The 14,760-nt window shown below is 52.3% G+C and carries 16 protein-coding genes; 5 read left to right on the forward strand and 11 right to left on the reverse strand.

Annotated elements, in window-relative coordinates:
• Positions 1-17: 17 nt before the first annotated feature.
• Positions 18-758 carry a DNA repair protein RecO gene (recO, locus tag IEY39_RS21015; RefSeq protein WP_188935307.1) on the forward strand — a complete coding sequence of 247 codons (741 nt, stop codon included), beginning with the start codon at positions 18-20 and terminating at the stop codon, positions 756-758.
• Here the strand turns inward: recO and IEY39_RS21020 are convergent.
• The gene (locus IEY39_RS21020; RefSeq protein WP_188935310.1) at positions 755-1,906 is read right to left on the reverse strand and encodes an amidohydrolase family protein; all 1,152 of its coding nucleotides are present in this window, start codon (positions 1,904-1,906) and stop codon (positions 755-757) included. The two genes, recO and IEY39_RS21020, sit on opposite strands and share 4 nt — an antisense overlap.
• Before the next feature lie 32 nt (positions 1,907-1,938).
• On the opposite strand from IEY39_RS21020, the gene prfA reads away from it, so the two are divergent.
• Positions 1,939-3,003 (forward strand): peptide chain release factor 1, encoded by a 1,065-nt coding sequence (gene prfA, locus IEY39_RS21025; RefSeq protein ID WP_188935312.1) that lies wholly within the window; start codon positions 1,939-1,941, stop codon positions 3,001-3,003.
• A gap of 540 nt (positions 3,004-3,543) precedes the next feature.
• Here the strand turns inward: prfA and IEY39_RS21030 are convergent.
• From IEY39_RS21030 to IEY39_RS21055, 6 genes are all read right to left on the reverse strand, one after another.
• Positions 3,544-3,960, reverse strand: coding sequence for a VanZ family protein (locus tag IEY39_RS21030; RefSeq protein WP_188935314.1), 417 nt, complete (start codon positions 3,958-3,960; stop codon positions 3,544-3,546).
• Positions 3,961-4,104: 144 nt separating this feature from the next.
• Positions 4,105-4,881 carry an anti-sigma factor gene (locus IEY39_RS21035; protein WP_229689025.1) on the reverse strand — a complete coding sequence of 259 codons (777 nt, stop codon included), beginning with the start codon at positions 4,879-4,881 and terminating at the stop codon, positions 4,105-4,107.
• Between the two features lie 44 nt (positions 4,882-4,925).
• Positions 4,926-5,474, reverse strand: a complete 549-nt coding sequence (locus IEY39_RS21040; protein ID WP_188935318.1) for an RNA polymerase sigma factor — start codon at positions 5,472-5,474, stop codon at positions 4,926-4,928.
• Positions 5,475-5,563: 89 nt separating this feature from the next.
• On the reverse strand, positions 5,564-5,944 hold the full coding sequence (gcvH, locus tag IEY39_RS21045; protein ID WP_188935320.1) for a glycine cleavage system protein GcvH: 381 nt from the start codon (positions 5,942-5,944) through the stop codon (positions 5,564-5,566).
• A 102-nt stretch (positions 5,945-6,046) separates the two neighbouring features.
• Positions 6,047-6,415, reverse strand: coding sequence for a hypothetical protein (locus IEY39_RS21050; protein ID WP_188935322.1), 369 nt, complete (start codon positions 6,413-6,415; stop codon positions 6,047-6,049).
• 14 nt (positions 6,416-6,429) lie between these two features.
• Entirely contained in the window at positions 6,430-6,762 is a 333-nt protein-coding gene (locus tag IEY39_RS21055; RefSeq protein ID WP_188935324.1) for a YbjQ family protein, read from the reverse strand.
• 60 nt (positions 6,763-6,822) lie between these two features.
• On the opposite strand from IEY39_RS21055, the gene serS reads away from it, so the two are divergent.
• Positions 6,823-8,094, forward strand: coding sequence for a serine--tRNA ligase (serS, locus tag IEY39_RS21060; RefSeq protein ID WP_188935326.1), 1,272 nt, complete (start codon positions 6,823-6,825; stop codon positions 8,092-8,094).
• 155 nt (positions 8,095-8,249) lie between these two features.
• A complete protein-coding gene (locus IEY39_RS21065; protein WP_188935328.1) occupies positions 8,250-8,918 on the forward strand; it encodes a hypothetical protein in 669 nt (222 codons plus the stop codon).
• Between the two features lie 129 nt (positions 8,919-9,047).
• Here IEY39_RS21065 and IEY39_RS21070 read toward each other — a convergent pair whose 3' ends face one another.
• Both IEY39_RS21070 and gyrB read right to left on the reverse strand, forming a co-directional pair.
• On the reverse strand, positions 9,048-9,251 hold the full coding sequence (locus IEY39_RS21070; RefSeq protein ID WP_188935330.1) for a hypothetical protein: 204 nt from the start codon (positions 9,249-9,251) through the stop codon (positions 9,048-9,050).
• A 69-nt stretch (positions 9,252-9,320) separates the two neighbouring features.
• Entirely contained in the window at positions 9,321-11,300 is a 1,980-nt protein-coding gene (gyrB, locus tag IEY39_RS21075) for a DNA topoisomerase (ATP-hydrolyzing) subunit B (RefSeq protein WP_188935332.1), read from the reverse strand.
• Between the two features lie 227 nt (positions 11,301-11,527).
• On the opposite strand from gyrB, the gene IEY39_RS21080 reads away from it, so the two are divergent.
• Complete coding sequence (locus IEY39_RS21080) at positions 11,528-12,484, forward strand: helix-turn-helix domain-containing protein (protein WP_188935335.1); 957 nt, start codon at positions 11,528-11,530, stop codon at positions 12,482-12,484.
• Positions 12,485-12,487: 3 nt separating this feature from the next.
• Here IEY39_RS21080 and hemL read toward each other — a convergent pair whose 3' ends face one another.
• Entirely contained in the window at positions 12,488-13,777 is a 1,290-nt protein-coding gene (gene hemL / locus IEY39_RS21085) for a glutamate-1-semialdehyde 2,1-aminomutase (RefSeq protein ID WP_188935337.1), read from the reverse strand.
• Between the two features lies 1 nt (position 13,778).
• Positions 13,779-14,756 (reverse strand): porphobilinogen synthase, encoded by a 978-nt coding sequence (gene hemB / locus IEY39_RS21090; RefSeq protein WP_188935339.1) that lies wholly within the window; start codon positions 14,754-14,756, stop codon positions 13,779-13,781.
• Between the last annotated feature and the right edge of the window lie 4 nt (positions 14,757-14,760).

A 14,760-nucleotide genomic window follows, 5' to 3' on the forward strand; every position in this document is an offset into this window, starting at 1 on the left:
TAAACGTATTTTTACAAGTGCAATTACACAAGACCAAAGGAATCGTCCTGAAGGGGGTAAAATACGGCGAAACCAGCCTCATCGTCACCCTCTACACCGAGCTTTTCGGCATCCAATCCTATCTCGTCAACGGCGTCAGGACAAGCTCCCGCAAGGGAATGGGAAAAGCCAATCTCTTCCAGCCTGCGGCCATCCTCGATCTCGTGGTCTATCACAACGAGCTGAAAAATCTGCAACGGCTCCGTGAGTTCAAATGGGGCGTCCTCTACCAGCACATCTTCTTCGACGTCATAAAGAATGCCGTCGCCCTGTTCATGGTCGAGTTGCTGCAGAAATGCATCAAACAGCCGGAGCCTAACCCCGAACTGTTTTATTTCATCGAAGACGCTTTCCTGCATCTCGACGCGGCCGAAGGCCGCGTCCTCGCCAACTTCCCGCTATTCTTCATCCTCCACCTGGCCGGCTTTTTCGGCTTTAAGATCGAAGACAGTTATAGCGAAAGCACACCCTACCTCGATCTGAAGGAAGGCCAGTTCGTGGCCGAACATCCCGAACATCACCTCCTTCTCGAAGACCCGTTTAGTTTTATCACGGCCCAACTGCTGCGCGTCCAACAGCCGCTCGAACTACAAGGGCTTCCCCTCAACCAGGACACCCGGCGCATCCTGCTCCAGGCTTACAGAACTTTCTATGCGCTGCATGTCCCCGACTTCGGCGAGATGCGTACCCTCAACGTGCTGCAAACCGTCCTGTCCTAAATCAATCGCTTCACCGAAGCCCCACCAAGCCGCCCGCCTTCCACACCCTCTATCAACACCACCCCCGGCCGCTTCCCCGGTGCAAAGCTTCCCAACTGCTGCTCCATCCCCAACGCAAGCGCCCCGTTTAGCGTAGCCCATTGCAGCAGAATGGAGGTCTCCAAACCCGGAAATGCCAGCTGCAACGTCTTCAGCTCTTCCAGAATGCTCAGCCCATGGTTCGAAGCCAGACTATCCGTACCGACGACAATAAAACATCCCGACCGCACCAGCAACTCCACATCCGGCAGCTGTCTGCCAATATAAAGATTGGCATTTGGACACAAACAATACCTTAGGTTATACCCTCGGGCCATGCGCAGGTCTTCTTCCCGCGTCGCCACATTGTGCACGGCGATCACCGGCTGGGCCGGATCAAAATAAGCCAGCCAGCTCTCCAGGCTTCTGACTCCCGTCCCCTCGAAAAAGGAAACATCCAGCCCAAGTGCGGCATACAGACGCAAAAACTCCCCCTTCCCCACCAGAAGGAAGGCATTCTCCGCCTCGCTTTCCTGGTTATGGATCGTCAGCACCCGTCCGCCCGCCTGTTCCGCGATCATCCGGAATAAGGCAGGGGAAACCGAATAAGGCGCATGCGGCACGATGACCCCGTCGCCAAAGTCCGCCAGCACCCTCCTGCTGTGGTCGAACCGCAGCTGCGCCCCACCCTCGATAAACCCGATGGTTTCGATGAAATTGTAATAATGAAGCCGCCCCTTTCGCTTCTGTTCCAGCGTGTCGGCCGTATTACAGATATCCCCCACAGCCACGATGCCGCCCACCAGCATCTCCTCCTCTCCAGCCGCGATCGCCCCAGCGATCGCCTCCGGATTCTCCACACCCCTTCCCCGGATCACCGTGCTGAGAAACTCCACCAACCCCGTCGCCTCGGGCACTACTCCCCGCATATGCGACAGCTCCAGATGGCAATGACAATTGACAAAACCGGGGCTCAGCACGCCCGGATAATAGGCCACATCTTCCCCCGCCGCTGCGGCCGGGATAACATCCTGCACCCTGCCGTCATCCGTGGTAACCAACACGCTATCTTCCCTGGCAAACCCCTCTCCCGTAAATAAGAAATCGGCTTTGAATTTTCGATAAGTCATTCGTAAACAAGTTATCTTTGCCGCTCAAATATATGCTAGATAAACTGGAAGCCATAAAAGCCCGTTTCGAAGACCTGGGAGTTGCCCTGAGTAACCCGGAGATCGTCAGCGATAACCGGAAATTCAGCGCCATGAGCAAGGAATACCGCAGCATCGAAAAGATCGTCCGGGCCCATGACGAATATAAGAACCTGTTGGATACCATCGAATTCAATAAGGAAGCCCTCAATGGCGACGACGCAGAACTGCGGGAACTGGCTAAGGCGGAAGCACCGGCATTGGAAGAAAGCAAGATCGAGATGGAAGCCCATATCCGTCAGCTGCTGATACCCAAAGATCCACAGGACGAGAAAAACGCCATCCTCGAGATCAGGGCGGGTACAGGAGGCGACGAAGCCAGCCTCTTTGCCGGCGACCTCCTGCGGATGTACATAAAATACTGCGAACGCCGGGGCTGGAAAACAGCCATCCTCAGCGAAAGCGAAGGCACCGTCGGTGGTTATAAGGAAGTACAGGTGGAAGTGGTGGGCGACGACGTCTATGGCACCCTTAAGTTCGAAAGTGGGGTCCACCGGGTACAACGGGTGCCCGACACCGAACAAAGCGGCCGGGTCCATACCAGCGCCGCCACCGTCGCCGTCATGCCCGAAGCCGAAGAAGTAGACTTCGAATTAAAGGAAAGCGATGTAAAGATGGAGACGGCCCGAAGCGGTGGCGCAGGCGGGCAAAACGTCAACAAGGTGGAAACAAAGGTTTTCCTAACCCATATCCCTACCGGGGTTGTGGTAGTATGCCAGACCGAACGCAGCCAATTGGGCAACCGCGAAAAAGCCATGCAGATGCTGCGTACAAAGCTTTATGAGGACCAGGTGCGTAAACAGGAAGAAGAGATCGCCCGCCACCGCAAAAGCCTGGTCAGCACCGGCGATCGCAGCGCCAAGATCAGAACATACAACTTCCCACAGGGCCGCGTCACCGATCACCGCATCGGCCTCACCGTCTATAATCTGGACGACGTCCTCAATGGAAATATCCAGGAATTCATCGACGCCCTGCAATTCGCAGAAAACGCCGAAAAGATGGCCCGTCAGAACTAAAATTACCCCGGCGAGGACCCCCGTTTACCATAAGAGGGGCCCGATATACCACAAAGTGGGTATACCAACATTAAAACCGAATTAAAGCCTGGGGGATTGTTACAGAAACCTGGGCCTTTCACGTTATTTTAACGGATGGCGAGTAAACCTTTTGCTCAATTTTGCGTCTTTATATATGTGCGGTCGATTGCACTAGTTCTTTAAAAAAATGGCGCTAAAACTTGCTACAAAGTAAGAAATTGTATAACTTAATAAGGGGTAATGCTAAATAAATGTTATTACTCCCAATTAGGGAAAGGAAACAACGATTTCCACCGTAGTTTTGTAGTAGCAAAGTCCATTAAAAGCAACGCAACACAACATTGGCACCTGTTTTGCGTTATGTATGGTAAAATCAGTCTTTTCTATTTGACTCACATAAAGCAGTCAATTTTCTCATAAGCAGTTAGTTTTGGTTACGACCCCTGTTTCTACAGGGGTTTATTCTTTTATATACCCTCCAATCCTCCAGCTAACAGTAATGACTAACCGTTATGCTGTTCACCGGGCGTTATCTTGTTTACCGGGCAGGAGAAAAATACTGCTGGCTCCATACCCGAACCCCGCTCCGAACATATCCGCAATGATATCCCCCAGGTCATAATCCCGCCCCGGTATCCAGTACTTCTGGACAAACTCCATCGCGATGCCAAACAAATTGGAAAGCATATAGAAGCAAAAGAAACCCACCAGCAGTCGTGTAAAGGAAAGCCCACGCTTCGTCAGATAGAGGCTCCAAAGGAACACAAATCCCCCAAACAGGGTTATATGAACAAGTTTGTCGAAATCGGGCACGTAAAACAGCTTCTCATTGGGAATATACGAACCCGGGATACACATCGCGATAACGACAAGCAGGGTCCAGACGATAGGAACATAGAGTGCCGACAGGTATTTATGGATAAAACGTAGGATCATGCGGGGCGGAAATTAAAAAAAAAAGGCCGTCTTAAATTAAAAAAGTAGACGGCTTTTTTTTCAATAATGTCCGGCAAGCTTCGCTTGTCGGGGGAAGTCCCCGACAGGCGGGGACTTTTTTTCTATAGCTGTAGAATATCTTTCCTATTGGCTTTGCAGCGTCTTACCCATGGACTGCAGCTTTTCCAGCGTAGGGGACTCACTGCCACCTCTTTTCTCGATGGTGATGGCAAATGCCTGCGCCTTCTTGGTATTCTTCATCTTCAGAATGACCTTGTCATTGGTAGCGTCGAATACCCCCAGGTCTTTTTTCTGATTGTCGATCAGCGCCCACAACTGGTATTGCTGGTCCGAAGGCAGCTTCGGCATGTTCTTGACAACCAGGTAGACACTCGAGGACGCCGAATCCCAGTAAACATTAGCCGAAGATTTCGGCGCTACCGTGGTTCCGACCATGTTGACCACAAGCGTGTTCGGGTCGCCAACCACCTGCTTTTGTTCTTCGACGATCTTGTTCAGGATGTTCTTGGTGGTGTCCAGGGATTCCCTGAGCCGGTCGTTACTGCTGGTCAGATCTTTGTTCTCCTGCCGGGTCTGGTAGTAGAGATACGCCATTCCGATGAGCAACAAGACAGCAGCGGCAGCAACGAATTTCAGTAGGCCCGAAGACCGGGCGGGCGGCGAAGTCTTTGCATTTTCCATGTTGATTAATTTTGGTGGAATTGAAGAAGAAACCGGCCGGGATTCTTTCCCGACGGCTTCTAAAACTTTCACCTTAACCTCTGGAGGGGGAGGCACCGCATTCTGCGATGCGTATGCTTCAAGCTTTTCTTCGAATTTCCTGCGTGCTGCCACCAGCTCAGGATACTGCGCACAATATCGCTCAAATTCAGCCCTTTCCGACTCGCTGGCCAGATCCATCACATAGCTTTCAATGATGCCGCTTTCTATGTATTCTTGTACGTTCACCGTAAGTAATCTCTTAATTGAAGTAACGCATTCCTTATCCTGGTTTTTACGGTACCAAGGGGAATAGCCATCATGTCCGCTATCTCCTCGTGCGTAAAACCCTTGAAGTAAGCCAGTTCTACCAGGATTCTATGTTCAGGCTTCAGCGTTTCCAACACCTTCTTTAAGCCGATATTATCTACGTTCTGTTGCGTGGTCTGGTTGGCCACCCCCTTATATACGTTGTCAGGTAGCTCCTGGTTTTTCTGGGAGTTCTGATAACTCTTCGATCGGAGGGTATCAATGGAAGCATTCCTGGCTATATTAAGCATCCAGGTAAAGAGACGTCCCTTGGTCTGGTCGTACGTTTCTATCTTCCGCCAGATGTTGATGAATACCTCCTGCAATACGTCGCTGGCTAATTCGGAATTATCTGTAATAATTTGTTTGATAATGCTATAAAGTGCCCCAGCATAATTATCATAGAGGAATCCGAAAGCCTGGTCATTCCTCTCTTTCAACGCCAGCACTAATTCCTGCTCGGTATAGGTGGTAGGTACTCCCAAGGTTTATGTAAATAAGTACACTAAATATAAAGAAAATATGCCAGGAGATGCGCCACCGGAAAATTAGCGCATCTTCAGTCCTTTTGGGCTCAGTGCACAATGTTGCCATAAGCAGTGGCATCCATCAGCTTATCCACGTCTGCCGGATTGTCTACGGTCATCTTGATCATCCAGCCTTTCCCATAAGGATCGGAATTGACAAGATCGGGAGCGGCCCCCAATTCGGGGTTTACTTCCAGGATCGTTCCCGCAACCGGCAGGTAGAGGTCCGACACCGTCTTTACGGCTTCAACAGTACCAAAGACGGTCTCCGCAGCCAGCGCCTTTCCTACCGTTTCCACCTCCACATAAACGATATCACCCAATTCCTTTTGTGCAAAATCCGTAATGCCGATGACGGCAACATTGTCTTTTTCCAGCCGAATCCATTCATGGTCCTTCGTGTAGCGCAGTTTATCAGGGAAATTCATGGTAAGTAAATTTTTTATGCTGCAAATATTATAAAAAGGCTTGGAAATTGAATCACCCCTGGATTAATTATTTGACATAGCCCTGTCTGCGGCGGATGAGCCCTATATGATATCCGGTTCTTCCCCTATCTCTGCATTGTCGAAATATAAGAGGATGTGGTCCTTCAGGAAGTTTTCCTGCTCCACCAGCCCCATTTCCGGGAGGGCCTTTAGCTGGACAAAATGCGGCCACCCCTGCTCGTCCACCCGGTCGAGCCGGTAATAACCACTCTGCCCGAAAAGCGTGCAGACCGCGATATGCATGAGGTCTTGTTTCTCTTCTTTGGAGAATTTCTTGCGGAGGTCTCCAAACTCCTGCACTCCGATGAGGAACAAAATAGTCTCCATGTCAGGCTTCTTGCCAAACCGTTCGACAAGGCGCGCTTCCAGGTTCCACCAACGGACTTGCAGATCATCTTGTAATGGTTGCATCCCGCAAAGGTACATCATTCCTTCTCGACCACTACTGCCGTCCCATAAGCCAGGACTTCGGTGACCCCATTCATCACTTCATTGGCGTCATACCGCATACAGATAACAGCATTCGCTCCACGCTCGGCAGCATGTTGCATCATATACTGGAAAGCCTCTTCCCTTGTCTTTTCGCAGAGGTCCACATAAATGGAGATCTGCCCGCCAAACAGGGTTTGCAATCCACCGGCAATATTACCGAGTACGCTGCGCGACCGCACAGTAATACCCCGGACAACACCCAGGTTACGGACGATGCGGTGTCCATCCAGTTCAGTGCTTGTGGTGATCATTGTAGGGTCTACCATATAGAAGGTTTTGCACAAATTACACCATTAGCGTCTTATCTTTACCGCAAAAATCAGAAAATGTTACAAGTGGCATTTATCCGCCAGAATGTGGAGTTTGTAAAGGAAAGATTAAGCATCCGAAATTTTCCCGACACCGGCTTGGTCGACACCATCGTAGCCCTCGACGACCAACGCAGAAAACTACAGCTCGAATCCGACACCACACAGTCCAGGATAAATGCCCATTCCAAAGAGATCGGCGCCCTGATGGCAAAAGGCCAGAAACAGGAAGCCGAACAAAAGAAGGGTGAGGTAGCAACATTAAAGGCCGCCCTGGCTCCCATCGCCGATCAATTGGCCGCGGTCGAAGAACAGCTCAATGCGAGTCTCCTCCGCCTGCCCAACCTCCCCGCAGCGGCTGTGCCCCCCGGAAAGACACCCGAAGACAACGTCACCATCCGCGAAGGCGGCGCCAAACCCACGCTGCCCGCAGGCGCCCTCCCGCATTGGGATCTTGCAAAAAAATACGATCTCATCGACTTCGAACTGGGAAATAAGATCACGGGCAGCGGCTTCCCCGTCTATATCAACAAAGGCGCAAAACTACAACGCGCTCTGATCCAATATTTTCTAGACTATAACACCGCCGCCGGCTATACGGAATACCAGCCGCCCATTATGGTCAACGAAGCTTCCGCCCGCGGCACCGGGCAATTGCCGGATAAAGAAGGCCAGATGTATTATGTAGGGGAAGACAACCTCTACCTGATACCCACCGCCGAGGTTCCGGTGACGAACATCTTCCGCGATGAGATCCTCAAAGAGACGCAATTGCCGCTAAGAATGACGGCCTATACCCCCTGTTTCCGTCGCGAAGCCGGCAGTTATGGCAAGGACGTCCGTGGTCTCAACCGCCTGCATCAGTTCGACAAGGTCGAGATCGTACAGCTCGTAGACCCCGCCAAAAGCTACGACGTGCTCGAAGAGATGGTGCTGCATGTTGAAAAATTATTGCAGTCGCTCGACCTGCCCTATCGCATCCTTCGCTTATGCGGCGGCGATATGGGGTTCACTTCAGCCATGACCTATGATTTCGAGGTCTTCAGCGCCGCCCAGGAAAAATGGTTGGAAGTCAGTTCGGTCAGTAATTTCGAAGCCTTTCAGACCAATCGCATGAAGATCCGTTACAAGGACGGTGCCGGCAAGACCAACCTGGTGCACTCCCTCAACGGAAGCTCGCTGGCGCTTCCCCGCATCGTGGCCTGTATGCTGGAGAATCACCAAAAAGACGGTTTCATCGCGCTGCCCCCTGCGCTACATTCCTACTTCGGCGCGGATGCTATCCGTTAAGAAGGGCATCGCAGCGCTACCCCCATGCTGTGCTGGTTAAAGCGGAGTTAATTAAACCGCTTTTAATCCTTTGCTTAAACTTTTATTAAAGTAAGCTAACGGCATTGCATATCCCTTTTCTTCTCCTCATCTTCGCCGCAACAAAATTTTATTTTATGAAGCAATTCTCTTTACTGACTTTTACTGTCCTCATCTGTACGCTCGCCCAGGCGCAAATAAAAAAGGGCGATATCGTCCTCGGCGGAAACCTGTATTACAGCAACCAGACGCAGACCATTTCCTCTGGCAATGGCAGTCCCTACTCCACAAAGTACCAGAGCATCACCATCGCCCCCTCCTTCGGTAAGGTGGTAAAGGACAACCTGGTGCTCGGCTTCGACGTCGCCTACACCTACGACAATTCGAACGATGGCCAGGGAGATAAAACCAATGGCAACGGCTTTGCAGCCGGCATCTTTCTACGGAAATACCGGTCAATAGGAAACGGGTTCTACCTCTTCGGTCAGACCCGGCTCAGTGGCAACTATCTGCACAGCGCGCAAGATGAACCCGCGAACAACAACGTGATTACCTCGAATGTCACCGATTCTTATGGCTTTAACTTACAGTTCTTCCCGGGCATCGCCTATGCGATAAACCAAAAATGGCAATTGGAACTCGCGCTGACGAACTTTTTCGCCGTCAACTATACGCATACAAAGCAGAACCTGACCTATACGAACCAACCGGACTACCATTACTCCGGCTCCACCTTTGGTGCAGCAAGCTCCCTCACCGGAAACAATACGTACACCATCGGGCTCCGGTACTTCATCGGCAGTTGATGCACACGGCAATACGGCTGCAGGGCTTAGAAGGTCCTGCAGCCGTTAACCTTGATTTGTTATGGGGGAATTGGGGAAAAGTCTAAATCTAAAAGAATAGCTACGGTTTTCCAATTGGTGGGAAAGCCACTACCAGCCTTGTTTGGCGAGACCTGCCTTTATCGCCGCCAGGGCCTTTTCCTCACCCAGCAGGGTCGTCAGCTTGTTACCCTTTCCATCATGTCCCTGCGCCATATAAGCACCCTTCGCGGTCTTCGTGATGACGGCATCCTGGATGGGCACATTCTTCTCTTTCGTCTTGACATTGTAAGCCGTAAGTGTTACATCTGACATAACTCATTGATTTAATGCCTGCTAAGCAGGGCGGTTAGTAGGAAATACTGTAATATTACCGATTTCTGGCTATACGTCCAATTTCGCATATTTTGCATGGGACTCGATAAAATCCCGCCGTGGGGCAACCTCATCCCCCATCAGCATGCTAAAGATGCGATCGGCCTCGGCCGCACTTTCGATAGTCACCTGTTTCAGGGTCCGGGTCTCAGGGTTCATCGTCGTGTCCCACAGCTGATCGGAGTTCATTTCTCCCAGCCCTTTATAACGTTGCACGGTGACGCTGTCTTCCTTGCCGCCTCCCAATCTCTCGACCCAACCGCGTCTTTGCTCTTCGTTCCACGCATAAGACTGCTCTTTTCCTTTCTTCACGAGATATAACGGCGGTTGAGCAAGATACACGTAACCTTGTTCCACCATCTCCTTCATATAGCGGTAGATAAAAGTCAATATCAGCGTGGCGATATGGCTTCCGTCCACATCGGCATCGGTCATGATGATCAGCTTGTGATACCGCAGCTTGGCGAGATTAAGCGCCTTGGGGTCCTCGGGCGTACCGACGGTTACCCCCAGTGCAGTATACATGTTGCGAATTTCTTCGTTCTCGTAGATCTTATGCTCCATTGCCTTCTCTACGTTGAGGATCTTACCCCGCAACGGCAGGATGGCCTGGAAACTGCGGTCGCGGCCCTGCTTGGCCGTACCACCTGCCGAGTCACCTTCGACCAGGAACAGCTCACAGCGATCGGGGTTCCGGTCAGAACAGTCGGCCAATTTACCCGGCAGCCCACCGCCGCTGAGCACACTCTTACGTTGCACCAATTCCCGGGCCTTCTTCGCCGCCGCTCTCGCCTGGGCCGCCAGGATCACTTTTTGGATGATATTCTTTGCTTCCCGGGGATTTTCCTCCAGGTAAGCCTCGAGCACCTTGCTGACAGTGGAATCAACCACGCCGCTGACCTCGTTATTCCCAAGTTTCGTCTTTGTCTGCCCTTCAAACTGCGGTTCCGGCACCTTCACCGATACGATGGTGCTCAGCCCCTCCCGGAAATCATCCCCTTCGATCTCGACCTTCGCCTTTTCGAAAAAGCCTTGCTTGTCGCCATACGACTTAAAGACCCGGGTGAGGGCCCGGCGGAAGCCGGCCACGTGGGTGCCGCCTTCGATGGTGTTGATGTTGTTGACGTAGGAATAGATATGCTCGCTATAGCTGTCATTGTACGTCAGCGCGATCTCCACCGCCACATTGGTCGCTTCGTCCCGGCCTTCCACATAGATGACCTTGGGGATCAGCGGCTGCCGGCCCGCATTTTTATCCAGCATATCTACGAATTCGACGATGCCGCCTTCGCTGTAAAAGGTCTTGGTGTAAGTGCTGCCATCTTCCTCTTTTTCCCGCAGGTCGTTCAGCGTGATCCGAACCCCCCGGTTAAGAAAAGCCAGCTCCCGGAGACGGCCTTCCAGGATATCCTTGTTGTATTCTGTCGTGATGAAGATCGTCGCATCGGGCCAGAAACGAATAGTAGTGCCCGTTTTATCACTCGTGCCGATCTCCCGTACTTCATACTGCGGCACCCCGATCTTGTATTCCTGCTCGAAGATCTTCCCTTCCCGGTAGACCGTTGCATGCAGGTCCGAACTCAGCGCATTCACGCAACTGACGCCCACCCCGTGGAGACCGCCGGAGACTTTATACGTGTTCTTATCGAATTTGCCCCCGGCATGCAGAATGGTCATCACCATTTCCAGGGCGCTCTTCTTCTCCTTTGTGTTGATCCCGGTAGGGATACCACGGCCATCATCGTCCACCTGGACGGAGTTATCTTCGAAAATAGTAACCAAAATGTTCTTACAATATCCCGCCAGGGCCTCGTCGATGGAGTTGTCCACGACCTCATATACCAGGTGATGCAGGCCTTTTACGCCGATGTCACCGATATACATGGCAGGACGCTTGCGGACGGCCTCCAAACCTTCGAGTACCTGGATACTGTCTGCCCCATATCCGTTGCCGGCTGAGGCGAGGACTTCCTGTGTTGTTTCACTCATATTTTGACTGGAATAGTGTAGTTAACAATAAATTAATAGGGATCACAAATGTACGAAAAATAAGGGGTTTCCGGGCATTTCCAGGGTATTAATATCCCCAATTCCCCCTCGCCGCCGGCCACCGGCCGGCGGCCTCCCGGCGTCACAGTTTTGTCAAAAAACACCCATTTTGAACCATCCGGTCTACGGCTTGTAGATATTCTCCGTTTCAGACTTAAATTTGCAGAATGATCTCACAGGCGGCGTACCAGGAACCGGATATCCTCACCATGGCGTATAAACAACCCGTCATGCAGGATCAGCTGATCCCTTTTCAGGAAAAAGAACAGCAGATACCCGGCTCCGTTCAATATACCATCCGGCGCTACCGGAAACATCCCCAATGGGCCCTGGAAGACATGGGGATGATGGTCTATCACTACAAGAAGGAAGAACCCGCCCGTAACTATCTCGAATTACGGTTTTGCATTGCCGGCAACGTCTACTGCCGCGCCAAGGAAGCGCCCTGTGACGCCTGCAAGTTCAACGCCACACCCGGCTGTACCGAACGCGTCGACACCGTGGATGTCCTCAGTTTCCGCTTTCACCCCGTCCATCTCACCCAGTTTGCAAGATCCCGGAAACCCGAAAGCACTGTAAGCGACAACCTGCTCGAATTCCGGCATCCCGGCTCCTTTTCAAAGACCCTTTCCCTCTGCGGGAGAACCCGCCTGGTGCTGGAAACCGTGCTCAACCACACCTATACGGGCAGCCTGGAGAACATTTATATCAACGCCCAGAGCCAGATGCTCCTGCTCTATAGCCTCGAATGTATGGTAGGTGAAAAAGAAGTGGAAGGTTTCCAATGTAAATTCCTGGCAAATGAGGCCGATAGGGAAAAGATCGTCTTTGCCCGCGAACTCCTGCTAAAGCATATCGGCGAACCGCTCACCATAAAAGAGTTGAGCCGCAAGGTGGCCATCAACGAGTGTTATCTGAAAAAGGGGTTCAAGGAAATGTTCGGAACGACCATCTTCGATTTCTACCAGGGGCAGCGCATGGAACACGCCCGCTACCTGCTCTACGAAAAAGGCCTCAGTGTAACCGAAGTCTCGGTGATGCTGGGCTATTCCTCCATTTCTCATTTCTCCACCGCCTTCAAGAAACACACGGGTCTGAAGCCGTGTGAACTCCTGCTGCACTAAGCGTTAGCCATTCAACTCCGCCAGGCTTTCCTCCGCGGCCCGCACCGTCGCGTCCAGATCGGTCCGCGTCAACGCATTATTGAGAAACCAGCTCTCAAAAGCAGAAGGTGGCAGATAAACACCGCGCCGCAGCATCGAATGAAAGAAAAGTTTGAACAGCTCATTATTAGCGCCGGAAGCCGAGCTAAAATCCCGCACGGGGTGATCGCTGAAATGCACGCTGATCATCGACCCGATTTGGTTGATGCGGTAGGGCTCACCCCAGGCGCGAAACACGCGATCCAATTCGTCCCTTAAATAAATTGTCTTCTCCTCCAATTCGGTGTAGATACCTGGATTCGCCTTCAACGCCGAAAGCACCGTATACCCCGCGATCATCGCGATCGGGTTGCCGCTAAGCGTTCCGGCCTGGTATACATTCCCCAGCGGAGAGATATGTTGCATAATGTCTTTTCTTCCGCCAAAAGCGCCAACCGGCATGCCGCCGCCGATCACCTTACCATAGGTGAGCAGATCGGCCCGGATACCCAGCCGTTGCTGCGCTCCGCCGGGCGCCAGCCGGAAACCCGTCATCACCTCATCCAGGATAAACACGATCCCCTCCCGGTCGCAGATAGCCCTCAGCCCCTCGAGGAAACCGGGCTCGGGAAGGATACAACCCATATTCCCCGCCACCGGTTCGACGATGATGGCCGCGATGGCCCCGGGATAGGCTGCCACAAGCTGCTCCACCCCCGCCAGATCGTTATAGGCTGCGGTCAGCGTGTCCTGCGCCACTCCGGGAGTGACCCCGGGCACCGTTTGGATATTGAATGTTGCTACCCCACTACCGGCTTTCACCAGAAACGGGTCTGCATGACCGTGATAATGACCTTCGAATTTGATGATCTTGTTCCTGCCCGTAAACCCCCTTGCCAGGCGGATAGCGCTCATACAGGCTTCGGTGCCGCTGCTGACCATCCGCACCAGGTCGAGGTTGGGCGCCATGCTGCGAATAAGTTCCGCCATTTCTACCTCCAATTCTGTCGGGGCGCCATAGGAAGTAGAGAAGACCGCATATTCCTGGATGGCTTTTACGACAGGCTCCCACGCATGCCCGAGGATCATCGGTCCCCAGGAAGCGATATAATCGATATATCGGTTGCCATCCACATCAAAGAGATAGGCGCCCTGCGCCCGCTTCATAAACACCGGCGTGCCGCCAACACTGCGAAACGCGCGGACCGGAGAATTTACGCCACCCGGAATACTCTGCTGTGCTCTTTCAAAAAGTTCTTTGCTCTTAGTATACATCTTATTTATTCAATAATTTGGCTGCGTCTTTCGCAAAATACGTGGCGATGAGGTCGGCTCCCGCCCGCTTGATAGAGGTCAACGTTTCCATCATCGCCTTTTCTTCATTGATCCAGCCCATTTTCGCCGCGGCTTTTATCAAGGCGTATTCCCCGCTGATATTATAGGCGCTCACCGGCACATGGACATTGTTCTTCACCTCGCGGATAATATCCAGGTAGGGTAGGGCAGGCTTTACCATGACGATATCCGCCCCTTCTTCTACATCCATCAGCGCTTCTTTCACCGCCTCCAGCCGGTTGGCCGGGTCCATCTGGTAGGTCTTTTTATCCCCAAAGCCCGGCGCCGAATCAAGCGCATCCCGGAATGGACCATAGAAACAGGAAGCATATTTGGCGCTATAGGCCATGATCCCCGTCTTGGTAAACCGGTGTTCTTCCAGCGCCTGGCGAATCGCTCCGATGCGCCCATCCATCATGTCGCTCGGCGCAACCCAGTCGGCGCCCGCTTCGGCATGACTAAGGCTCATCTTTATCAAAGCTTCAACAGTGGCGTCGTTGACGATCTCTCCATTCTCCACAATGCCGTCATGTCCATAAGAAGAGTAGGGGTCAAGCGCGACATCCGTCATGACTACCATATCCGGCACGGCATCCTTGATGGCTTTGATGCTGCGTTGCATCAGGCCGTCCGGGTTCCAGGCCTCTTTCCCCGTATTGTCTTTCAACTCGTCTTTACTCTTGACAAAAAGCAGGACACACTTGATCCCCAGGCTCCACAGCTCTTTTACTTCTTTGACCGTTCCATCCAGGCTCCGGCGAAAATAGCCGGGCATCGAAGCGATCTCCGTTTCTACTCCCTTGCCTTCGTCGATAAATAAGGGTACAATAAAATCGTTCGGCGTCAACACCGTCTCGGCCACCATCGCCCGGATGGCCGGCGTCTGGCGTAAAATGCGATTGCGTCTTTGCAGATACATATTG

Source organism: Puia dinghuensis (assembly GCF_014642875.1).
GTDB classification, from domain to species: Bacteria; Bacteroidota; Bacteroidia; order Chitinophagales; family Chitinophagaceae; genus Puia; species Puia dinghuensis.